The sequence below is a fragment of the Paenirhodobacter hankyongi genome (assembly GCF_003664585.1).
In the GTDB taxonomy this organism is placed as follows: Bacteria; Pseudomonadota; Alphaproteobacteria; order Rhodobacterales; family Rhodobacteraceae; genus Rhodobacter; species Rhodobacter hankyongi.
The window spans coordinates 56325-77371 of the sequence record NZ_RCHI01000011.1; the positions used below are offsets into that span (position 1 = coordinate 56325).

19 protein-coding genes are annotated in these 21047 nt (G+C 69.4%); 15 read left to right on the forward strand and 4 right to left on the reverse strand.

Translation table 11 applies throughout. The features are described 5' to 3' along the window. Positions 1-192: 192 nt before the first annotated feature. Positions 193-474: a hypothetical protein gene (locus tag DYS74_RS11925; RefSeq protein WP_121533922.1), complete on the forward strand. Its 282-nt coding sequence runs from the start codon at positions 193-195 to the stop codon at positions 472-474. A 75-nt stretch (positions 475-549) separates the two neighbouring features. Here DYS74_RS11925 and rlmJ read toward each other — a convergent pair whose 3' ends face one another. Together rlmJ and DYS74_RS11935 are read right to left on the reverse strand one after the other, a co-directional pair. Continuing rightward, positions 550-1347: a 23S rRNA (adenine(2030)-N(6))-methyltransferase RlmJ gene (rlmJ, locus tag DYS74_RS11930; RefSeq protein WP_121533923.1), complete on the reverse strand. Its 798-nt coding sequence runs from the start codon at positions 1345-1347 to the stop codon at positions 550-552. Between the two features lie 536 nt (positions 1348-1883). Further along, a complete protein-coding gene (locus DYS74_RS11935; RefSeq protein WP_121533924.1) occupies positions 1884-2087 on the reverse strand; it encodes a DUF1127 domain-containing protein in 204 nt (67 codons plus the stop codon). 308 nt (positions 2088-2395) lie between these two features. Between DYS74_RS11935 and DYS74_RS11940 the strand changes: the two genes are divergently transcribed. From DYS74_RS11940 to murD, 9 genes are all read left to right on the forward strand, one after another. Continuing rightward, on the forward strand, positions 2396-3460 hold the full coding sequence (locus tag DYS74_RS11940) for an Mrp/NBP35 family ATP-binding protein (protein ID WP_121533925.1): 1065 nt from the start codon (positions 2396-2398) through the stop codon (positions 3458-3460). A 693-nt stretch (positions 3461-4153) separates the two neighbouring features. Beyond that, on the forward strand, positions 4154-4642 hold the full coding sequence (gene mraZ / locus DYS74_RS11945; protein WP_245965278.1) for a division/cell wall cluster transcriptional repressor MraZ: 489 nt from the start codon (positions 4154-4156) through the stop codon (positions 4640-4642). Positions 4643-4645: 3 nt separating this feature from the next. Further along, a complete protein-coding gene (rsmH, locus tag DYS74_RS11950; protein WP_121533927.1) occupies positions 4646-5662 on the forward strand; it encodes a 16S rRNA (cytosine(1402)-N(4))-methyltransferase RsmH in 1017 nt (338 codons plus the stop codon). Continuing rightward, a complete protein-coding gene (gene ftsL, locus DYS74_RS11955) occupies positions 5659-6042 on the forward strand; it encodes a cell division protein FtsL (protein ID WP_121533928.1) in 384 nt (127 codons plus the stop codon). The genes rsmH and ftsL overlap by 4 nt, the downstream gene beginning before the upstream one ends. Further along, positions 6039-7838, forward strand: a complete 1800-nt coding sequence (locus DYS74_RS11960) for a peptidoglycan D,D-transpeptidase FtsI family protein (protein ID WP_121533929.1) — start codon at positions 6039-6041, stop codon at positions 7836-7838. Before ftsL ends, DYS74_RS11960 begins: the two co-directional genes overlap by 4 nt. 124 nt (positions 7839-7962) lie before the next feature. Further along, positions 7963-9450 (forward strand): UDP-N-acetylmuramoyl-L-alanyl-D-glutamate--2,6-diaminopimelate ligase, encoded by a 1488-nt coding sequence (locus DYS74_RS11965; RefSeq protein ID WP_121533930.1) that lies wholly within the window; start codon positions 7963-7965, stop codon positions 9448-9450. 1 nt (position 9451) lies between these two features. Continuing rightward, on the forward strand, positions 9452-10903 hold the full coding sequence (locus tag DYS74_RS11970; RefSeq protein ID WP_121533931.1) for a UDP-N-acetylmuramoyl-tripeptide--D-alanyl-D-alanine ligase: 1452 nt from the start codon (positions 9452-9454) through the stop codon (positions 10901-10903). Next, positions 10903-11985, forward strand: a complete 1083-nt coding sequence (gene mraY, locus DYS74_RS11975) for a phospho-N-acetylmuramoyl-pentapeptide-transferase (RefSeq protein WP_113900080.1) — start codon at positions 10903-10905, stop codon at positions 11983-11985. The genes DYS74_RS11970 and mraY overlap by 1 nt, the downstream gene beginning before the upstream one ends. 269 nt (positions 11986-12254) lie before the next feature. Further along, on the forward strand, positions 12255-13655 hold the full coding sequence (gene murD / locus DYS74_RS11980; protein ID WP_121533932.1) for a UDP-N-acetylmuramoyl-L-alanine--D-glutamate ligase: 1401 nt from the start codon (positions 12255-12257) through the stop codon (positions 13653-13655). 4 nt (positions 13656-13659) lie between these two features. Here murD and chrA read toward each other — a convergent pair whose 3' ends face one another. Continuing rightward, entirely contained in the window at positions 13660-14757 is a 1098-nt protein-coding gene (gene chrA / locus DYS74_RS11985) for a chromate efflux transporter (RefSeq protein WP_245965273.1), read from the reverse strand. Beyond that, positions 14754-15683: an L-lactate dehydrogenase gene (locus DYS74_RS11990; RefSeq protein ID WP_121534002.1), complete on the reverse strand. Its 930-nt coding sequence runs from the start codon at positions 15681-15683 to the stop codon at positions 14754-14756. The genes chrA and DYS74_RS11990 overlap by 4 nt, the downstream gene beginning before the upstream one ends. Positions 15684-15873: 190 nt before the next feature. On the opposite strand from DYS74_RS11990, the gene ftsW reads away from it, so the two are divergent. The 5 genes from ftsW to DYS74_RS12015 are packed head-to-tail and all read left to right on the forward strand — an operon-like array spanning position 15874 to position 21007. Then, on the forward strand, positions 15874-17037 hold the full coding sequence (gene ftsW, locus DYS74_RS11995) for a putative lipid II flippase FtsW (protein WP_121533934.1): 1164 nt from the start codon (positions 15874-15876) through the stop codon (positions 17035-17037). Between the two features lie 11 nt (positions 17038-17048). Then, on the forward strand, positions 17049-18152 hold the full coding sequence (locus DYS74_RS12000) for a UDP-N-acetylglucosamine--N-acetylmuramyl-(pentapeptide) pyrophosphoryl-undecaprenol N-acetylglucosamine transferase (protein ID WP_121533935.1): 1104 nt from the start codon (positions 17049-17051) through the stop codon (positions 18150-18152). Beyond that, positions 18149-19570, forward strand: coding sequence for a UDP-N-acetylmuramate--L-alanine ligase (murC, locus tag DYS74_RS12005; protein ID WP_121533936.1), 1422 nt, complete (start codon positions 18149-18151; stop codon positions 19568-19570). The genes DYS74_RS12000 and murC overlap by 4 nt, the downstream gene beginning before the upstream one ends. Before the next feature lies 1 nt (position 19571). Beyond that, positions 19572-20756, forward strand: coding sequence for an APC family permease (locus DYS74_RS12010; protein WP_121533937.1), 1185 nt, complete (start codon positions 19572-19574; stop codon positions 20754-20756). Further along, on the forward strand, positions 20753-21007 hold the full coding sequence (locus tag DYS74_RS12015) for a DUF2484 family protein (protein ID WP_121533938.1): 255 nt from the start codon (positions 20753-20755) through the stop codon (positions 21005-21007). Before DYS74_RS12010 ends, DYS74_RS12015 begins: the two co-directional genes overlap by 4 nt. The last annotated feature ends 40 nt before the right edge of the window (positions 21008-21047 follow it).

The window sequence follows — 21047 nt, forward strand, 5'->3', positions numbered from 1 at the left end:
AGGGCAATGACATGAAAACGCGGGGGAAATCACTTCCCCCGCGTTTTCGTTGCCACTGCCGCATCGGCGCCACAGTTTTGCCCCGCTCGCGCTTGGCTTGACGCGCAGGAACTTTTGTTGTGATCGATGGGAACCGAGAACGCGGGTCCCTATCGATCACAGGGGTTCAACGCGTCACAGCACGAGGCAGGTATGACCATCTTCGACTTGATTTCCCGCACGGCTGCGGCCGCGACCGTCACCTTGATCGCGATCGCGCCCGTCCATGCCGAAACCGCAACCATCGACATCCTCCCCGCCCACAGTGTGGTGGTGAAGACCGCGGCCGGCCACGGCTCCGCCCGGTTCGACTGGATGCGCCCGACCACACCGGTCGTCGCCGAACGCGTGGCCTATGTCACGCCGCCCGGCAACGGCAGCTGGATCTGCTCGCCCTCGGGCTTCGGCTCGAAGTCGAAGTGCTATCGCCGCTGAGCGGCCGGCACCGGGCCATCCGCACCAGTTCTTTGATGCCTCCGGTGTGACGGCCGATCCGTCGCGACCGGGGCCTCAGAGGCTGCGGAACAGCTTCGCCAGACGATTGGCCTCGTCACCGAGGCCCCAGGGCGGGTTCAGCACGACCATGCCCGATCCGATCATCCCGTGCCCCTCGCGCGCGGGCGGGAAGCGCACTTCGCTCAGCAGGGCATCGGGATGCGCGGCCATCAGGGCGCGCACCATCGCGGCCTGCGCCGGCGCCACCGCGACCGTGGGCGCAAGCACCGGATACCAAAGGGCAATCACGCCCACGTTCCACTTGCGCGCCACCTGGCCCATCAGCCGCGGGATGGTGTCGTATTCGCTTTTCACCTCCCAGCTCGGGTCGATCAGCATCAGCCCGCGGCGCGGCGTCGGCGGTGCCATCGCGAGCGCCATCGCCAGCCCGTCCTTGTGGTGCAGCACGCCACCGAAGGGCGCCATCGCGGCGCGCAGCGCCTCGAATTCGCGCGGGTGCAGCTCGCACAGCTGGAGCGAGTCGATCGGCCGCAGCAGGTTCGCCGCGACGAGCGGCGAGCCCGGATAGGCGCGCGCGCCATGCGCGGCCCGCACCGCGGCAAGGGCCCTGGCATAGGGATGGGCCGGCGGGAACCAGCCCAGCTTCTCCACCCGCTCGATCCCGGCTGCCGCCTCGCCGGTCTTCACCGCCTCGGCCGCATCGAGCGCATAGAGCCCGCGGCCCGAATGGGTCTCGAGATAGCTCAGCGGTTTTTCCTTGCGGGTCATGTAGTCGAGCATCACCGCAAGCAGGGCGTGCTTGTGCACGTCGGCCAAGTTTCCGGCGTGGTAGATGTGTTGATAGGACAGCATGGCTTCCTCCGTTCACCCCTCAATGCCGTTGCCCGGTGCGCTCCGCAAGGGCAGGCATGCAGGTTTGCGAAGATGGGTGCGGAAATGGAAACGGCGGCCCCAGGGAGGAGGAGGGGGCCGCCGTCCGAACCTCGGCCCCAGGGAGGAGGAGGGGGCCTTGGTATGGGTGGCACCGCTCGGGAGGAGGAGTGAGCGGCACCGGAGCCGTCGGCCCAGGGAGGAGGAGGGGCCTTCGGTATATCGAACGGCGACCCCAGGGAGGAGGAGGGGGTCGCCGCCTGTCACGACGGGCCGGGAGGAGGATGGCCCTTCGCAAGTCTCGCGCCGAGAAGAAAGCGCGGTGCCCTCAGGGAGGAGGAGGAGGGCACCGCCTTCTTTACGAGACCCCAGGGAGGAGGAGGGGGTCATCGCATCGGCTTTCCGGCAGTGCCTTGCGGCTGGGGCCGGTATAGGGTGGCGGTGCCCTCAGGGAGGAGGAGGAGAGCACCGCCGATTTCCGAGGCCCAGGGAGGAGGAGGGGCCTCAGGAAGGGAAACTTATTTGCCGTAGGCGGCCTCAAGGGCCACGCGGGTGATCATCGATCGATGGATCCCCAGATCTTCGAGCTCGGCGCGCGACAGCGACTTGAGCTCGCGCATCGTCTGGCGGAACACCTTGCGGCGGGCGATCCCGTCGCGGATGCTGGCAACCAGGGTCGCCAGGCCGAAGTCGGCGGTGCGGATGTCGGTAACCAGAGCCATCGTCTCAACCTTTGGTCTTCGTCGTCTTGCCGTCTTGCGGTGGCAACGTCGCCACTGCTGTTGACGCAAACATGGCCCCAATGCTGCAGCTGCACAATGGCCATGAGGTGCAATGCTGCCATGCAGAAAATGCATAATAGGTGCTGACCTAATATTTGGTCATTTCACCCAACGTCACACGACATTTTATGTTCTGAAGATGCGTGTTTCGGCCAAATTTCGACGCTACTCCAGTTTGCGGCGATTTTGCGCCCTTGAACTCCGCGGCCAAAACGCCACAGTTCCGGCAAAAATCGGCGGAGAAGATCATGGCTCTGAGCAAGGAAACGGTGCTTGAGGCGCTGAAGCGAGTCGCGCTTCCGGGGGGCGGCGACCCGGTCACGCAGGGATTCGTGCATGCGCTGGCGGTCGAGTCGGGCGTTGTGCGCTTCGTTCTCGAGGGGGCGCCGGGCCCCGCGCTCGAGGCGCTGCGGCCGGCGCTCGAGGCGGCGGTGAGGGCGCTTCCCGGGGTGGAGAGTGTCACCGTGGTGGTGCCCGCGGGGCCGCCGCGCGGGCTTGGGGGCGGGCCGAAGATCGGTGGTCATCCGACGCCGCAGGCGGGCAAGCTGCCGGTTGCCGGCGTGCGCCACGTGATCGCGGTGGGCTCCGGCAAGGGCGGCGTCGGCAAGTCGACGGTCTCGGCCAATCTTGCGGTGGCGCTCGCGCGGGCCGGCAAGCGGGTCGGCCTGCTCGATGCCGACATCTACGGGCCGAGCCAGCCGCGGATGATGGGCGTGACCAAGCGCCCCTCGTCGCCCGACGGCAAGACCATCGTGCCGTTGCAGGCGCATGGCGTCACCCTGATGTCGATCGGGCTGATGCTGAAGGAGGACGAGGCGGTGATCTGGCGCGGCCCGATGCTGATGGGCGCGCTGCAGCAGATGCTGGGCCAGGTGCAATGGGATGCCTATGGTCCGCTTGACGTGCTGATCATCGACCTGCCGCCCGGCACCGGCGACATCCAGCTGACGCTGTGCCAGAAGACCGAGCTTGACGGTGCGATCATCGTCTCGACGCCGCAGGACATCGCCATGCTTGACGCGAAGAAGGCGATCGACATGTTCCGCCGGCTGAACACCCCGGTGTTCGGCCTGATCGAGAACATGTCGACCTATGTCTGCCCGAACTGCGGCCACGAGGCGCATCTGTTCGGTCATGGCGGGGTCGAGACCGAGGCGGCGCGGCTTGGGCTGCCGTTCCTCGGTGCGCTGCCGCTCGACCTCGAGGTGCGGCTCGCGGGCGATTCGGGCACGCCCGCCGCGGCGGGGGAGGGGGCGCCGGCGCGCGCCTATGCGGCGATCGCGCAGGCGCTGATCGCCTCGGGCGCGGTCTGAACCGGCGCCGATCCGGGAAATCACGGGAAAGGGGCGTCCTGCGGGGCGCCCCTTTCGCTTGGTGTGGCCGGCGTGCCCCCCGCGGTCCGGCGCGGGATTTCATGGCACTTGCCGCGCGAAAGCGCCGATTCACGCCGAATCACCGCCGCGTGAACCGCCGTGATCGGCCGAGAATCAGTCCTTGCCTGTGGGATATTCGCCACGCCCATTCTGGCCGGCGGGAATTTGTGGGATTTGTCCGGGAAAAGATGGCCCCACTAGATCTGGTGTTTCATGCGGTAATTGAAACGATTTGTGCCGTAATTTGTCATGAACTTGCCACAATCCCTTGAGTCTCGAATGGGTTATCCACAACATATCCACAGCTAGTTTGCGGCTGGTCCCGTCTTTTCCCTTGCTATCCCACCCCCGCCCGTGGCATCCCTTGCTCATCGAGAAGACGGGAACGAGGCAACAAGACCTCACGGCGAAAAGAGCAGATTTCATACAGGCACCCGCTTCACGAAACGAAGAGATCCGGCGCGCGAGCGAGCAGCATCCCCCAGGTGGCGCGCGCAGTCGGACAGCCCAGCGATGGGAACGAGGGCGGCGGATCGGACAGTGGCAGCAGTCCGATCCGCCGTTTTCATTACCGGGACCCCGGTTCCGGAAGCCACCAGAGGGGAAGGGGACAGGAGACAGGCCTTGGCGGGCATGTTCATCGGCGAATACACCTTCAAGGTGGACAGCAAGGGTCGCGTGTCGATCCCCGCGCTGTTTCGTCGTGAGCTCGAGGAGGGCGACCCCGAGGCCAAGGCCACCGGCCGCCCCCGCATGGTCATCGTCTACGGTGCCGACACCCAGAAGATGCTGCAGGTCTATTCCTACGAGGGCTTCCAGAAGCTCGCGGCAGAGATCAACGCCCGTCCCTACACCGACCCGCGCCGCGCGATCCTGCAGCGCCTCGTGCTGAACAAGGCTCACCCGACCGAGATCGATCCGGACGGCCGCCTTGTTCTGCCCGCGACGCTGCGCGGGCGGCTCACGCTCGAGGGCGAGGCCTATTTCGCCGGCATGGGCGAGACCTTCGAGATCTGGAAACCCGAGACCTTCGCCGTGGTCGATGCCGCGCGGATGGAAAAGCTGCTGGCCGAGATGGGCGAGGACTTCGACCCGCTCAGCCTGCTCGGCGGGGAGGGCTGAGGGATGAGCGGACCCGAGACCCAAGACGACGCCCCGCATGTTCCCGTCCTGCTGCGACCGCTCCTGAAGGCGGTCGCGCCTGTTTCGGGCGTCTGGCTCGACGGCACCTTCGGCGCGGGCGGCTATAGCCGCGGGCTGCTGGCGGCGGGCGCCGAGCGGGTGATCGGCGTCGATCGCGACCCGGCGGTGTTCGAGATGGCCAAGGCCTGGCGCGGCCCCTATGGCGACCGGCTGGTTCTGGTCGAGGGCACCTTCTCGGAGCTCGACAGCTATGCCGCCGAGATCGCGCCCGAGGGGCTTGACGGCGTGGTGCTCGATCTCGGCGTGTCCTCGATGCAGCTCGATCAGGCCGAGCGCGGCTTTTCCTTCATGAAGGACGGCCCGCTCGACATGCGCATGTCGCAGTCCGGCCCCTCGGCCGCCGACATCGTCAACGAGGCCGACGAGGGCGTGCTGGCCGATATCCTGTACCATTACGGCGAGGAACGCGCTTCGCGCCGCATCGCCCGCGCGATCGTCGAGGCCCGCGCCACCGCACCCTTTGCCACGACGCGCCAGCTTGTCGCGGTGATCGAGCGCTGCCTGCCGCGGCCGAAGCCCGGGCAGAGCCATCCGGCCACGCGCTCGTTCCAGGCGCTGCGCATTGCGGTGAACGACGAATTCGGGCAACTTGCAGCAGGCCTCGAATCCGCGGAGCGCGCATTGAAACCCGGTGGCAAGCTCGCCGTCGTCACTTTCCATTCCCTCGAAGACCGGGTGGTCAAGCGCTTCTTCCAGGCGCGCTCCGGTCGCACGCCCGCCGGCTCGCGCTATGCCCCCGTGCAGGCGGTCGAGATTGCGGCCTTCACCCCGGTGACGAAGAAGCCCGTCGGCCCCGACGAGCAGGAGCTTGCAGAGAACCCGCGCGCGCGCTCGGCGCTTCTGCGCGTCGCGATCCGCACCGAGGCGCCGGCCGGCCGCGCCGACCGCGCTGCGCTCGGCCTTCCCGCCCTTCCCGCCGCGACAGGACGCCACAGATGAGGACGCTGCTCTATCTCGCCACCGCGCTTTGCGTCATGGGGCTCGCCTTCTGGGCCTATCACGTGAACTATGCCACGCAGGACCGGCAGGGTGAGCTGCGTGCGCTGAAGAACGAGATCGCCTCGCTGCAGGAGGGGCTGAGCGTGCTGCGCGCCGAATGGGCCTATCAGAACCGTCCCGACCGGCTGCGCGAACTCGTCAACATGAACTTCACCGAGCTGCAGCTGCTGCCGCTCGCGCCCGAGCAGTTCGGCGCAGTGGGGCAGGTCGCCTATCCGAGCCCGGATGCGCCCGCCGCCGAGACCGCCGCGCCGCTTGCCGGGATGAAACCGATCGATGTCGTCAACGCGCCCGACGCGCTGCTGGAGGAAGGTCAATGATCCGCACGCCGCTTCGCCCGCTGGCCCGCATCCTTGACGCCCGCGCCCGCGGCGAGAATCCCGACGCGATCGAGCGCGAGAACATCCGCCTGCGCGGCGAGGCGCTGCGCGAGCGCGCCCGCACCACCGCCGAGGGCCGGCTCCTGATGATGGGCGTGCTGTTCCTTGCGGCCTTCGTCACCGTCGGGCTGCGGATGGGGACGCTTGCCGCCTCGACCCCCGAGGAGCCGCAGCTGGGCGATTCCGCCCCCGCGATCCTCGCGCAGCGCGCCGACATCACCGACCGCGAGGGGCGGGTGCTGGCGACGAACCTCGTCACCCACGCGCTTTACGCGCAGCCGCCGATGCTGGTCGATCCGGTCGGCACCGCCGACAAGCTGGTCAAGATCTTCCCCGACCTGAACCACGACCGCCTGGTCAAGGACTTCACCGGCGCGCGCAAGTTCGTCTGGATCAAGAAGAAGATCTCGCCCGAGCAGCTGCAGGCGGTGCATGACATCGGCGATCCCGGGCTGCTGTTCGGCCCGCGCGAGATGCGGCTTTATCCGAATGGCTCGGTCGCGGCGCATGTCCTGGGGGGCGCGCGCTTCGGCGCCGAGGGCGTGAACTCGGCCGAGGTCGTCGGTGTCGCTGGCGTCGAGAAGGCCTTTGACGGCTGGCTGCGCGATCCGGCGAACAAGGGCGCGCCGCTACAGCTCTCGATCGATCTGACGGTGCAGGCGGCGCTCGAGGAAGTGCTCGACGGCGGCATGAAGCTGATGGATGCCAAGGGCGCCTCGGCGGTGGTGATGGATGTGCATACCGGCGAGATCGTTGCGATGGCCTCGCTGCCCGATTTCGACCCGAACGACCGGCCGGCGCCGCTGACCAAGGGCGATGCCTCGGACAGCCCGCTGTTCAACCGCGCGGTGCAGGGCGTCTACGAACTCGGCTCGACCTTCAAGATCTTCGCGGTGGCACAGGCGCTGGAGCTTGGCCTCGTCAACCCCACGACGATGGTGCAGACGCAGTCGCCGATGGTCTTCGGTCGCTTCCGCATCCACGATTTCCACAATTACGGCCCGCAGCTGTCGGTCACCGACGTGATCGTCGAATCCTCGAACGTCGGCACCGCGCGCATCGTGCAGATGATCGGGCCCGACCGGCAGAAGGCCTTCCTCGAGAAGATGGGCTTCCTGGCCCCGACCCCGGTCGAGCTGAGCGAAGCGCCCACGGGCCGGCCGATCCTGCCGGCGAAATGGTCCGAGATCTCGGCGATGACGATCGGCTATGGCCATGGCCTCTCGGCCTCGCCGCTGCATCTGGCCGCCGCCTATTCGACGATCGCGAACGGCGGCCGCCGGGTCGAGCCGACGCTGGTGCACGACCCGCGCCATCAGGAAGGCGACCGGGTGCTGAGCGAGGAGACGGCCAAGCGTGCCCTCGCCATGATGCGCGCCGTGGTGACGCGCGGCACCGCCTCGTTCGGCGACGTGCGCGGCTATCAGGTCGCGGGCAAGACCGGCACCGCCGACAAGGTCAGCCCGACCGGCGGCTATTACAAGGACAAGGTGATGGCGACCTTCGCCGGCACCTTCCCGGTGACCGACCCCAAGTATGTGCTGGTCCTCAGCCTCGACGAGCCCTCGACCTTCGTGGCGGGCGAGAACCGCCGCACCGCCGGCTGGACCGCGGTGCCGGTCGCGGGCGAGGTAATCCGCCGTGTCGCGCCGCTTCTGGGCCTGCGCCCCGAGGGCAATACCCCCGACGTGCTTGACGGTATCCAGCTGGTCGTGGCGAAGGCCGGCAGCCACTGATCCCGGGCCGTATGGGCGCGCCGCCGCCCGCGTCCGCCCTTTTCCGCTCGGTCGGGAAAGGGCGCGTTGACGCTTCGCGGCACTCTCCGGTAAATGGGCTGGCAATTTTGAAGGGGCACAAGATATGGGCGAAGCAGTCACGAAAGCCCTGAGCGATCTCGGTCTGACCGCCCGGCACGGCGAGGATGTCGCCGTCACCGGCCTGTCCGTCGACAGCCGTCAGGTCAGGCCCGGCCATCTCTTCGCGGCGCTGCCCGGGGTGAAGGCGCATGGCGCGACCTTCCTGCCCGCGGCGCTCGAACGCGGGGCGGTGGCGGTGCTGACCGACCGCGCCGGCGAAGAGATCGCCCGGCCGCTGCTGGCCGGCAGCCCGGTCGCGCTGGTGGTGGTCGAGGATCCGCGCCAGAGCCTTGCCTATGCCGCCGCGCTGTGGTTCGGCGCGCAGCCCGCGACGGTGGTCGCGGTGACCGGTACCAACGGCAAGACCTCGGTCGCCACCTTCACCCGGCAGATCTGGCAGGCGCTCGGCCTCGAGGCGGCGAATATCGGCACCACCGGCGTCGAGGGCAGCTTCACCGCGCCTTCCGCCCATACCACGCCCGAGCCGATCACCCTGCACCGGCTGCTGGCCGAGATGGCCGAGGCCGGCGTCACCCATGCGGCGATGGAGGCGTCCTCGCACGGGCTCGCGCAGCGCCGCCTCGATGGCGTGCAGCTGTCCGCCGCGGCCTTCACCAACTTCACCCAGGACCACCTCGATTATCACGCCACCTTCGAGGAGTATTTCGCCGCGAAGGCCGGGCTCTTCACCCGGGTGCTGCCCGAGGATGGCGTCGCGGTGGTCAATACCGACGACCCCAAGGGGCTGGAACTCTTCGATTTTGCCGTGGCGCGGGGGCAGAAGGTGATCCGCATCGGCCATGACGCGGGCTGCGAGATGCGCCTTGGCGGACAGCGCTTCGACGCCGCGGGGCAGGACGTGCGCTTCATCTGGGAGGACGAGCCGCAGCTGGTCCGCCTGCCGCTGATCGGCGGGTTCCAGGCGATGAACGTGCTCACTGCCGCGGCGCTGGTCATCGCCTGCGGGGCGGAGCCGGCCGAGGTCTTTGCCGTGCTGCCGAAGCTGACGACCGTGCGTGGCCGGATGCAGCTTGCCGCGACGCGCACCAATGGCGCCACGGTCTTCGTCGATTACGCCCATACCCCCGACGCGGTCGAGACCGCGCTGAAGGCGCTGCGCCCGCATGTGCTGGGCCGGCTGGTGGCGATCGTCGGGGCGGGCGGCGATCGTGACCGCACGAAGCGGCCGCTGATGGGCCGCGCCGCCACCGCCTTCGCCGATCATGTCATCGTCACCGACGACAACCCCCGCACCGAGGACCCGGCCACGATCCGCGCCGCGGTGATGGAGGGCGCGGGGGCCGAGGCGCAGGAGGTGGGCGATCGCGCCGAGGCGATCCTGCGCGGCGTCGATGCGCTCGGCCCGGGCGATGCGCTCCTCATCATGGGCAAGGGGCACGAGCGGGGCCAGGTGATCGGCACCGACATCTTCCCCTTCGACGATGCCGAACAGGCCTCGATTGCCGTCGCGGCGCTGGATGGAAAGATCTGACATGGCCGTTCTGTGGACCTCTGCCGATGCCGCCGCCGCGACAGACGGGCGCGCGACGCGCCCCTTCGCCGTCACCGGCCTCTCGATCGATACCCGCACGATCCGCCCGGGCGAGCTGTTCGTGGCGCTGAAGGACGTGCGCGACGGCCATGACTTCGTGCGCGACGCGCTCGCCCGCGGCGCCGCCGCCGCGCTGGTCAGCCGCATTCCGGACGGCTGCAGCGACAGCGATCCGCTGCTTTTGGTCGAGGATGTGCTCACCGCTCTCGAGGCGCTTGGCCGGGCCGGGCGTGCCCGCACCCGGGCGCGGGTGATCGCGGTCACCGGTTCCGTCGGCAAGACCTCGTCGAAGGAGATGCTGCGCGCCGTGCTAAGCGCGCAGGGCAGGGTGCACGCCGCCGAGGCCAGCTTCAACAACCACTGGGGGGTGCCGATCACGCTTGCCCGGATGCCGGCCGACGCCGATTTCGCGGTGATCGAGATCGGCATGAACCACCCCGGCGAGATCGCGCCGCTTGCCCGCATGGCGCGCCCGCATGCGGCGATGATCACCACCGTCGCCCCGGCCCATCTCGAGGCCTTCGAATCGGTCGAGGGCATCGCCGATGAAAAGGCGACGATCTTCGAAGGGCTGGAACCTGGCGGCACGGCGGTCGTGCCCACGGGGCTGCCGGTGACGCCGATCCTGCTGGCAGCCGCGCAGGCCCATGCCGCGCAGATCGTCACCTTCGGCCCCGCCGCGGGCTCGGACTATCGCCTGCTCACCGCCCGCATCGCGGGCGATGCGACGATCGTGCAGGCCGAGGCGAAGGGGCATCCGCTGCTCTTCAAGGTGATGACCCCGGGCGCGCATTTTGCCGCGAATGCGCTTGGCGTGCTGGCGCTGGCCGAGGCTGTGGGCGCCGACCCTGCCGTTGCCGCGCTGGACCTTGGCACCTGGAGCCCGCCTGCCGGGCGTGGCACCCGCGAGCGGGTCTATCTCGACATCACCGACGAGGCGCAGAGCTTCGACCTGTTCGACGATGCCTTCAACGCCAACCCCGCCTCGATGGCGGCGGCGCTTGACGTGCTGGCCGCGACCGCGCCGCGCGATGGCATTGGCCGGGTGTCGCGCGGGCGCCGGGTGGCGATCCTCGGCGACATGCTCGAGCTTGGCCCCGACGAGCTGAAGCTGCACGCCGCCATCGCCCGGCTGCCGGCGATGGAGGCGGTCGACATCGTGCATTGTGCCGGCGTGCGGATGCGCGCGCTGTGGCAGGCGCTGCCGCAGGCGAAGCGCGGCGAATGGTTCGAGACCTCGACGGCCTTGGCCGAACGCGCCCGGCATCTCGTCGACGCGGGCGACGTGGTGCTGGTGAAGGGCTCGAAGGGCTCGAAGGTCAGCCTCGTCGTCGGGGCACTGAAGAAACTCGGCCAGCCCGGTGCGGCCGAGGCGTTCAAGGGAAAAGAATAATGCTGTATTGGCTTGCCCACCTGTCGAGCGGGGGCGATCTGTTCAACCTGTTTCGCTACATCACCTTCCGGGCGGGTGGCGCGTTCTTCACCGCGTTGATCTTCGGCTTCCTCTTCGGCCGGCCGCTGATCGACATGCTGCGTCGCAAGCAGGGCAAGGGCCAGCCGATCCGCACCGACGGGCCGGCGACGCATTTCGCCAAGGCCGGCACGCCGACGATGGGGGGGCTGCTGATCCTCTCGGCGCTGCTCGTCTCGACGCTGCTCTGGGCGCGGCTCGACAACGGCTATATCTGGATCACCCTCGGCGTGACCTATGGCTATGCGCTGATCGGTTTCGCCGATGATTACGCCAAGGTGACGAAGCAGAACGTCAAGGGCGTCAGCTCGCGCACCCGGATGATCCTCGGGCTGCTGCTCGCGGCCGTCGCCGGTGCCGCTGCCGCCTGGATGCACCCGCCCGAGCTGACCAATCAGCTTGCCCTGCCGGTGTTCAAGGATGCGCTGATCAACCTCGGCCTGTTCTTCGTGCCGTTCTCGATGCTGGTCATCGTCGGCGCGGCAAATGCGGTCAACCTGACCGACGGGCTCGACGGGCTCGCGATCATGCCGGTGATGATTGCCGCGGGCACGCTCGGCGCCATCGCCTATGTCGTCGGCCGCGCCGACTTCACCCAGTATCTCGGCGTGCATTTCGTGCCCGGCACCGGCGAGATACTGGTCTTCACCGCGGCGCTGATCGGCGGGGGGCTGGGCTTCCTGTGGTACAACGCCCCGCCGGCTGCGGTGTTCATGGGCGACACCGGTTCGCTTGCCCTTGGTGGCGCCCTTGGCGCCATCGCGGTCTGCACCAAGCACGAGCTGGTGCTCGCCATCGTCGGCGGCCTCTTCGTGGTCGAGGCGATGTCGGTGATCATCCAGGTCGCCTATTTCAAGCGCACCGGCAAGCGGGTGTTCCTGATGGCGCCGATCCACCACCATTTCGAGAAGAAGGGCTGGGGCGAGGCGCAGATCGTCATCCGCTTCTGGATCATCTCGCTCATCCTGGCGCTGATCGGCCTTGCCACGCTGAAGATCCGCTGAACGCGCTTCCTTCGCAAACCGCTTCCCGCCTGCCGCTCCATGCGGCAGGCGGTGCCGTTTTCGCCCGCCGCGCTCCCCCGCCGACGGAGGGCTGCGGCGCCGGGGCAGGGGGGCGCTGCCCCCCTCTTTGCCCTGCAGGCAAATTCACCCCCCGAGGTATTTTTGCCAAGATGAATGCAGGGGAAGGGCCTTCCCCTTTCGCCTTGCTTCAAATACCTCACGGGGGTGCGGGGGTGTGAAACCCCCGCGTCCGACGCGAGGAAAAGCAGATGATTCCGGTTCAGGGATACGAGGGGCACAAGGTCGCGGTTCTGGGGCTCGGGCGCTCCGGTCTGGCCACGGCGGCGGCGCTGAAGGCGGGGGGCGCGGTGCCGGTCCTGTGGGACGACAGCCCCGAGGCGCGCGCGAAGGCCGAGGAGGCGGGCTGGGCCTGCACCGATCTGGGCCGCGAGGGCGCCTTCGAGGGGATCTCGGCGCTGATCACCTCGCCGGGCATTCCGCATCTCTATCCGAAGATGAACCCGGTGATCGCGAAGGCGATGGCCGAGGGGATCCCGGTCGACAATGACATCGGGCTGTTCTTCCGGTCCTGGGCGACGGCCGACTGGGACAGTTTCGACGTGACGCCGCGCACGGTCTGCGTGACCGGCTCGAACGGCAAGTCGACGACCACGGCGCTGATCCACCACATCCTGGCCCATGCCGGCCGGCCGACGCAGATGGCGGGCAACATCGGGCGCGGCGTGCTCGACATCGAGCCGGCGATCGACGGCGAGGTGGTGGTGCTCGAGCTCTCGAGCTATCAGACCGATCTCGCCCGCGCGCTGACCCCCGATATCGCGGTCTTCACCAATCTCTCGCCCGACCATCTCGACCGCCACGCCGGCTATGGCGGCTATTTCGCGGCGAAGCGGCGGTTGTTTGCCGAGGGCGGGCCGGATCGTGCGGTGATCGGGGTGGACGAGCCCGAGGGGGTCTATCTGGCCAATCAGATGGCCAGCTCGCGCGAGGATGACCGGGTGATCCGGGTCTCCTCGGCGCAGAAGCTTGGCGCCTTCGGCTGGTCGGTCTTTGCCCGCAAGGGGTTCCTGGCCGAGTGGCGCAAGGGCCGGCAGGTCGCCTCGATCGACCTGCGCGAGGTCACCGGCCTGCCCGGCGCGCACAACCACCAGAACGCCTGCGCGGCCTATGCCGCGTGCCGGTCGCTCGGTCTGGCGCCGCGGGTGATCGAGGAGGCCTTCCACAGCTTCGCCGGCCTGCCGCACCGCTCGCAGACGGTCGCGGAAAAGCGTGGCGTGCGCTATGTGAACGACAGCAAGGCCACCAATGTCGACAGCGCGGCGAAGGCGCTCGAGGCCTTTCCGAACATCCGCTGGATCGCCGGAGGGCTGGGCAAAGAGGGCGGTGTCGCTTCCCTGCGGCCGCTTCTGGGCGCGGTGAAGAAGGCCTATTTCATCGGCCATTCGGCGCGCGATTTCGCGCTGGAGCTGGCGCCGCTTGAGCACGAGATCTGCGAGACGATGGAGGCGGCGGTGGCGCGTGCGGCGGCCGAGGCGGAGCCGGGCGATACCGTGCTGCTGGCGCCGGCCGCGGCGAGCTTCGACCAGTACAAGAGCTTCGAGAAGCGGGGCGAGCATTTCGCCGCGCTGGTCGCGGCGCTGCCGGAGTGAACCGCTAGAGCAGCGCCGCGCCCAGCCCCGCCCCCAGACCGACAAGGGCCACGGGCGGCAGCCGGGTGCCGAAGGCGAGCGCCAGCAGCAGCGCGGCAATCCCTGCCGCGCGGCCGTCGTGCAGCCCGGCAGGCAGGATCTGGGTGAGGAAGGCCGCGGCAAGCACGCCCACCACCGCGGCATTCACCGCCGCCACCGCGCCGCGCGCCCGCCCGCTCGCGCCGATCCGCGACCAGAGCGGCAGGATGAAGGCGTAAAGCGCGAAGCCCGGGGCGAAGATCGCCGCCGTGGCGATCAGCGCGCCGCCGATCCCGCCCGTCGCCGCGCCGAGATAGGCGGCGAAGGAGCACAGCGGGCCGGGCATTGCCTGCGCCAGGCCATAGCCGGCGAGGAAGGTCTCGGCCCCGACGTCGGGCAGCGCCTCGCGCAGGAGCGGCAGCACCACATGGCCGCCGCCGAAGACCAGCGCGCCGGCGCCGAGATAGGGGCGGGCGAAGGGCAGGGCGGCCAGCAGCAGGCAGGCGAGCGCCAGCGCCGGACCAAGGGCGCGGCCGCGTTCGGCCAGCGGCGCCGGGGCGGTGGCGGGCAGTGGCCGGGTGACGCCGATCGCGGCGGCCAGCGCGATCACCCCGATCTGCAGGGCCGAAGCGGGCAGGGCGAGCAGCGCGGCGCAGGCGACAAGCGCCAGCAGCCGGCGCGCGGTGTCGGGGCATAGGTTGCGCGCCATGCCCCACAGCGCCTGCGCGACCACCGCGAGGGCGACAAGCTTGAGCCCGGCGATCGCGCCCGCCGCCGCACCGCCCGGCAGCACCTGCGCCGACAGCCCGGCGAGCGTCATCAGCAGCGCCGAGGGCAGGGTGAAGCCGAGGAACGCCGCCAGCGCGCCGGCCACCCCGCCGCGGTGCAGCCCGATCGCGAAGCCGAGCTGTGACGAGGCCGGCCCCGGCAGGAACTGCGCGATCGCCAGCCGCTCGGCGAATTCGGCCTCGCTCAGCCAGCCGCGGCGCAGCACGAATTCGGTGCGGAAATAGCCGATATGAGCGGTCGGGCCGCCGAAACTGGTCAGGCCAAGGCGCAGGAAGGCGCCGAAGATCTGGTTCACCACAGCCCCTGCGTGCTTTCCTTCAGCACCTCGGCCGAGGCGCGCAGCGCCGCGGTCTCGGTCTCGCTCATCTCGGGCATCAGTGTCGCGCTGACGCCCTTGCGGCCGACGACGCGCGGCAGGCTCAGCGCGATGTCGGGCACGCCCTCGATCTCGGGCGCCACGACCGAGACCGACAGCACCGCGCCCTGATCGTCGCGGATCGCCTGCACGATGCGCGCAAGCCCGGCGCCGATGCCATACCAGGTGGCGCCCTTGCCCTCGATGATGCGGTACGCGGCGCGGCGCACGCCGGCGTCGATGGTGGCGCGGACCTCCTCGGTGATCGGCGCGCCGAGCTGGGCGCCGAAGCGGGCGACCGGCTCGGTGCCGGCCCGCGCCGAGGACCAGGCCAGCACCTCGCTGTCGCCGTGCTCGCCCAGCACATAGGCATGCACCGATTGCGGCGCGATGCCGAGATGCGCGCCAAGGAGGCTGCGGAAGCGCGCGGTGTCGAGGATGGTGCCCGAGCCGATCACCCGTTCGGGCGGCAGGCCCGAGGCGCGCAGCGCGACCTGGGTCATGATGTCCACGGGGTTCGAGGCGACAAGCAGCATCGCCCCCGGGGCGGCCGCACGCACGCCGCCGATGACGCTCGCGAAGACCTCGGCATTGCGGCTGAGCAGGCTGAGCCGGCTCTCTCCCGGCTTCTGCGCGACGCCCGCAGAGAGGATCACCACCTCGGCGCCCTCGAGCGCGTCATACTCGCCCGCGCTCAGCCGGCAGGGATGGGCGAAGGGCACGGCATGGCTGATGTCCTCGGCCTGGGCGCGGGCAAGCGCCGTGTTGCGATCGACGAAGACCACCTCGCTCGCCCCGCCGCGCAGGGCCAGGGCCGACCCGGCGGCCGAGCCGACCATTCCCGCGCCCACGATCCCGACCTTCATCGCCGCCTCCATGCGTTTGTTCGCGCCATCATGGCACAGTGCGGCGGCGCGGCAAAGACCGGGCGGCGGGGCGTTGCCAAGCCGGCGCGTTCGGGCCACGTTCCCCTAGGCAGCCGCGTGGCGATGCGCTAGACTCGCCGTCAGACCCGGGAAAAACGGGCGTGTTCGAGGCAGTGACGGCGGTACGTCCATGACAGATATGGTGTTTGGCACCGTGCCCGTTCGGGCTGGTGAACCTGTTCTTCCCCGCTGGTGGCGGACGATCGACAAATGGGCGCTGTCCGCGATCCTGATGCTGTTCGGCGTCGGCATGCTGCTTGGCCTTGCCGCCTCGGTTCCGCTGGCGGAAAAGAACGGGCTCGAACCCTTCTACTATGTCAAGCGTCAGGCCTTCTTCGGCTCGCTCGGCATCATCGCGATGCTGGTCATTTCGATGCTCAGCCCGACCCAGGTGCGGCGCATCGGGGTGATCGGCTTCCTCGGTGCCTTCCTGGCGCTGCTGGCGCTGCCGGTGATCGGTACCGATTTCGGCAAGGGCGCGGTGCGCTGGATCTCCTTCGGCTTCGCCTCGGTGCAGCCCTCCGAGTTCCTCAAGCCCGGCTTCGTCGTCATCGCCGCCTGGTTCATGGCCGCGGCGCATGAGGTCGCGGGACCGCCCGGCCGGCTCTACTCCTTCCTGCTCACCGTCCTCATCGTGGTGCTGCTGGCGCTGCAGCCCGACTTCGGCCAGGCCTCGCTGGTCCTCTTCAGCTGGATGGTGATGTATTTCATCGCCGGTGCGCCGATTTTCCTGCTCACCGTCATTGCCGGGCTGACCGCGGCGGGCGGGCTTTTCGCCTATAACATGTCCGAGCACTTCGCCCGTCGTATCAACGGCTTCCTCAGCACCGAGATCGACCCGCGCACGCAGATCGGCTATGCCACGAACGCGATCCAGGAGGGCGGTTTCTTCGGTGTCGGCGTCGGCGAGGGCACGGTGAAATGGTCGCTGCCCGATGCGCACACCGACTTCATCATCGCCGTCGCGGCCGAGGAATACGGCCTCATCCTGGTGATGATCATCATCGCGCTTTACGCGATCATCGTCGTGCGCTCGCTTCTGCGGCTGATGCGCGAGCGTGACCCCTTCACCCGGCTCGCGGGCTCGGGGCTTGCCTGCGCCTTCGGCGTGCAGGCGCTGATCAACATGGGCGTGGCGGTCCGGCTGCTGCCTGCGAAGGGGATGACGCTGCCCTTCGTCAGCTATGGCGGCTCGTCGGTCATCGCCTCGGGCATCGCGCTTGGCTTCCTCTTGGCGCTGACCCGCACCCGGCCGCAGGGCGAGATCTCCGACATCCTCGCCCGCCGCAAGTGAAGGAGGCCGCGATGGCCGCTCCGAAAGCTCCGCTTCTGCTGATCGCCGCGGGCGGCACCGGCGGGCACATGTTCCCGGCGCAGGCATTGGCCGAGGCGATGGTGCGCCGCGGCTGGCGGGTCAAGCTGTCGACGGATGCGCGCGGCGCGCGCTATACCGGCGGCTTTCCGCATGTCGTCCATGTCGAGGAGGTGGCCTCGGCGACCTTCGCGCGCGGCGGCGCGCTGGCGAAGCTTGCCGTGCCGTTCCGCATCCTTGGCGGCATCCTGACCGCGATCCGCCATGACCTGGCCGATCGCCCCGCCGCGGTGGTGGGCTTTGGCGGCTATCCGACGATCCCCGCGCTCGGCGCCGCGTGGCTGTTGCGCGTGCCGCGCGCGATCCACGAGCAGAACGGCGTGATGGGGCGGGTGAACCGGATCTTTGCGCGCCATGTCGACGCCTTCGCCTGTGGCACCTGGCCCACCGACCTGCCGCCCGGCGTGGCGGGCGTGCACACCGGCAACCCGGTGCGCGCCGCGATCATCGACCGCGCCGCCACGCCCTATGCCCCGTCCGGAGAGGGACCTTTGTCGGTTCTGGTGATCGGCGGCTCGCAAGGCGCGCGGGTGCTCTCGGACGTGGTGCCTGCGGCGCTGACCGCGCTGCCCGCGCCGCTGCGCGCCCGGCTGCGCGTCGCCCACCAGGCCCGCCCCGAGGACATGGAGCGCGTGACCGCCGCCTATGCCGCGGCCGGCATCGCCGCCGAGGTCGAACCCTTCTTCAAGGACGTGCCGCGCCGGCTGGCCGAGTGCCAGCTTGTGATCTCGCGCTCGGGCGCCTCCTCGGTCGCCGACATCTCGGTGATCGGCCGCCCCGCGATCCTGATCCCCTATGCCGCCGCCACCGGCGATCACCAGACGGCGAATGCCCGCGGCCTGACCGAGGCGGGCGCCGCGATCCTCGTGCCCGAGGCGCAGGCCACCGCCGAGAGCATCTCGGCCCAGGTCGCGCTGGTTCTGGACAATCCCGAGGGTGCGGTGCAGATGGCGCAGGCCGCGCTCGGATACGGCATCCCCGATGCCACCGGGCGGCTGGTCGAAATCGTCGAGAAACTTGCAGGACAACCGAAATGAGCGCTGCCACGAAACTTCCCGGGGAACTGGGCCCGATCCACTTCATCGGCATCGGCGGCATCGGCATGTCGGGCATCGCCGAAGTGCTGATCACGCTCGGCTACAAGGTGCAGGGCTCGGACGCCAAGGCCTCGAAGATCACCGACCGGCTGGTCGAGCTGGGCGCGACCTTCCACGAGGGCCAGCGCGCCGAGAACATCACCGACGACGTCGCGGTGGTGGTGATCTCCTCGGCGATCAAGAAGGGCAACCCCGAGCTGGAGGAGGCGCGCCGGCGCAAGCTGCCGGTGGTGCGCCGCGCCGAGATGCTGGCCGAGCTGATGCGGCTGAAGTCGAACATCGCGATCGCCGGCACCCATGGCAAGACCACGACGACGACGATGGTGGCGACGCTGCTCGACAAGGGCGGCTTCGATCCGACGGTCATCAACGGCGGCATCATCCACGCCTATGGCTCGAACGCGCGGGCGGGCGAGGGCGAGTGGATGGTGGTCGAGGCCGATGAATCCGACGGCTCGTTCAACCGGCTGCCGGCGACCATCGCGATCGTCACCAACATCGACCCCGAGCACATGGAGCACTGGGGCACGATCGAGAACCTGCGGCAGGGCTTCTACGACTTCGTCACCAACATCCCGTTCTACGGCATGGCGGTGTGCTGCACCGACCATCCCGAGGTCCAGGCCCTTGTCGGTCGCGTCACCGACCGCCGCGTCACCACCTTCGGCTTCAACGCCCAGGCCGATGTGCGCGCGGTCAACCTCAGCTTCTCGGAAGGCCGGGCGCATTTCGACGTTCTGCTGCAAAACGAGGGACCCGAGGCGAAGATCGAGGGCTGCTCGCTGCCGATGCCGGGCAACCACAACGTCTCGAACAGCCTTGCAGCGATCGCCGTGGCGCGTCACCTCGGCATGAAGAAGGACGAGATCCGCGCCGCGCTCGCGCAGTTCGGCGGCGTCAACCGCCGCTTCACCAAGGTCGGCGAGGTGCTGGGCGGCGTCACCATCATCGACGATTACGGCCACCACCCGGTCGAGATCGCGGCGGTGCTGAAGGCGGCGCGGCAATATGTGTCGGGCACGCCGGGCGCGCGGGTGATCGCGGCGCATCAGCCGCACCGCTACTCGCGCCTGCACAACCTCTTCGACGATTTCTGCACCTGCTTCAACGAGGCCGATGTGGTGGCGATCGCCGATGTCTATGCGGCGGGCGAGGACCCGATCCCGGGCGCCACGCGCGACGACCTCGTCGCCGGGCTGATCCGCCACGGTCACCGCCACGCCCGCGCGCTTTTCCACGAGGAAGACCTGGCGCGGCTGGTGAAGGAGCAGGCGCGGCCCGGCGATATCGTCGTCTGCCTCGGTGCCGGCACGATCTCGGCCTGGGCGAACAACCTCCCCAACATCCTCGGCGCCTGAGATGGCGCAGGACGGGAAGCTGAAGCGTCGCCTCGGCCCCGTCCTGCTGACCGCCTATGGCGTGGGCGTCATGGTTGGCGCCGGCATCTATGTGCTGGTCGGCGCCGTGGCGGGCCATGCGGGCGGCTGGACGCCGCTTGCCTTCGTGCTGGCGGGCCTCATTGCCGCGCCCTCCGCACTCTCCTATGCCGAGCTCTCCACCCGCCTGCCCGAGGCTGCGGGCGAGGTCGCCTATGTCGAAGCGGGGCTTGCCTCGCGCGCGCTTGGCGTGCTGGTGGGGCTTGCCATCGTGCTCTCGGGCGTGATCTCGGCCGCGGCGGTGCTGCGCGGCGGGGTCGGCTATCTGACGCTGCTGCTGCCGCTGCCCTCGCCGCCGCTGATCCTGGCGCTTGGTCTGCTGCTGACGGCGATCGCGCTCTGGGGGGTGCTGGAGTCGATCGGCTTTGCCGCGATCCTGACGGTGATCGAGGTCACCGGGCTTTTGCTGGTGATCTGGGCCGGGGCCAGCGTGCCCGCCGCGCCCGCGCTGGCGGCCGCCGTGCCGTGGTCGGGGATCGCCGCAGGCGCCGCGCTCGCCTTCTTCGCCTTCATCGGTTTCGAGGATATCGTGAACATGGCCGAGGAGGTGCGTGACCCGACCCGCACCCTGCCGCGCGCGATCCTGGCGGCCCTTGCGATCACCACGCTCCTCTATGTTGCGGTCTCGGCCGCCGCGGTCCATGCCGTGGCGCCCGCCGATCTTGCCCTTTCGGAAAGCCCGCTCGCCACGGTCTGGGCCAGGGCCTCGGCGCCGCAGGCGCTGTTGCCGGCGATTGCGGTGGCGGCGGCACTGAACGGGGTGCTGGCGCAGATCGTGATGGCGGCGCGGGTGCTTTACGGCCTTGGCCGGCGGTTGCCGGCGCTCGGCGTCTTTCGCCACATCCACCCGCGGCTTGGCACGCCGGTGGCGGCGACGCTCTTGGCGGGCGGGCTGATGCTGGTCGCGGCGCTCGCGCTGCCGGTCGCGGCGCTGGCGCAGCTCACCACCACCGTGCTGCTGAGCGTCTTCGTGCTGGTGAACCTCGCGCTGATCGGGCTGAAGCGGCGCGCGCCCGCGGCGCCGTTCCGGGTGCCGATGGCGGTGCCGGTCTTCGGCGCGCTGGCCTCGGGCGCGGCGCTTGCCGCCTCGTTCGGGGGGCTGGCATGAGCGCCGCGCTGATTGCCGCCTGCCTCTGGGCGCTGATCGCCACGCTGATCGGCCTCGCGCCGCGCCGCTTTCACTGGCCGGGCGGTATCGCGCTGATCGTCACCGGCCTGCCGCTGCTGGTCTGGGTCTTCGTGAGTGACGGGCCGGTGCCCGGCGTGTTGCTGCTTGCCGCGCAGGCCTCGGTGCTGCGCTGGCCGCTGCGCTTTCTCCTGCGCCGTCTGCTCCGCATCGGACGCAAGGCCGGGGGCTGAGCACGGCACTGGTGCGCGCAGGCCTTGCGGCCTATCCTGC

Bases quoted from the DNA above. Each gene is read 5' to 3' on its own strand.
- DYS74_RS12000 (WP_121533935.1), top strand. From the start codon at position 17,049: ATGGCCGCTCCGAAAGCTCCGCTTCTGCTGATCGCCGCGGGCGGCACC.
- DYS74_RS11940 (WP_121533925.1), top strand. From the start codon at position 2,396: ATGGCTCTGAGCAAGGAAACGGTGCTTGAGGCGCTGAAGCGAGTCGCG.
- mraY (WP_113900080.1), top strand. From the start codon at position 10,903: ATGCTGTATTGGCTTGCCCACCTGTCGAGCGGGGGCGATCTGTTCAAC.
- murC (WP_121533936.1), top strand. From the start codon at position 18,149: ATGAGCGCTGCCACGAAACTTCCCGGGGAACTGGGCCCGATCCACTTC.
- DYS74_RS12010 (WP_121533937.1), top strand. From the start codon at position 19,572: ATGGCGCAGGACGGGAAGCTGAAGCGTCGCCTCGGCCCCGTCCTGCTG.
- murD (WP_121533932.1), top strand. From the start codon at position 12,255: ATGATTCCGGTTCAGGGATACGAGGGGCACAAGGTCGCGGTTCTGGGG.
- DYS74_RS11925 (WP_121533922.1), top strand. From the start codon at position 193: ATGACCATCTTCGACTTGATTTCCCGCACGGCTGCGGCCGCGACCGTC.
- DYS74_RS11960 (WP_121533929.1), top strand. From the start codon at position 6,039: ATGATCCGCACGCCGCTTCGCCCGCTGGCCCGCATCCTTGACGCCCGC.
- DYS74_RS12015 (WP_121533938.1), top strand. From the start codon at position 20,753: ATGAGCGCCGCGCTGATTGCCGCCTGCCTCTGGGCGCTGATCGCCACG.
- DYS74_RS11970 (WP_121533931.1), top strand. From the start codon at position 9,452: ATGGCCGTTCTGTGGACCTCTGCCGATGCCGCCGCCGCGACAGACGGG.
- ftsL (WP_121533928.1), top strand. From the start codon at position 5,659: ATGAGGACGCTGCTCTATCTCGCCACCGCGCTTTGCGTCATGGGGCTC.
- DYS74_RS11965 (WP_121533930.1), top strand. From the start codon at position 7,963: ATGGGCGAAGCAGTCACGAAAGCCCTGAGCGATCTCGGTCTGACCGCC.
- rsmH (WP_121533927.1), top strand. From the start codon at position 4,646: ATGAGCGGACCCGAGACCCAAGACGACGCCCCGCATGTTCCCGTCCTG.
- DYS74_RS11990 (WP_121534002.1), bottom strand. From the start codon at position 15,683: ATGAAGGTCGGGATCGTGGGCGCGGGAATGGTCGGCTCGGCCGCCGGG.
- mraZ (WP_245965278.1), top strand. From the start codon at position 4,154: ATGTTCATCGGCGAATACACCTTCAAGGTGGACAGCAAGGGTCGCGTG.
- rlmJ (WP_121533923.1), bottom strand. From the start codon at position 1,347: ATGCTGTCCTATCAACACATCTACCACGCCGGAAACTTGGCCGACGTG.
- ftsW (WP_121533934.1), top strand. From the start codon at position 15,874: ATGACAGATATGGTGTTTGGCACCGTGCCCGTTCGGGCTGGTGAACCT.
- DYS74_RS11935 (WP_121533924.1), bottom strand. From the start codon at position 2,087: ATGGCTCTGGTTACCGACATCCGCACCGCCGACTTCGGCCTGGCGACC.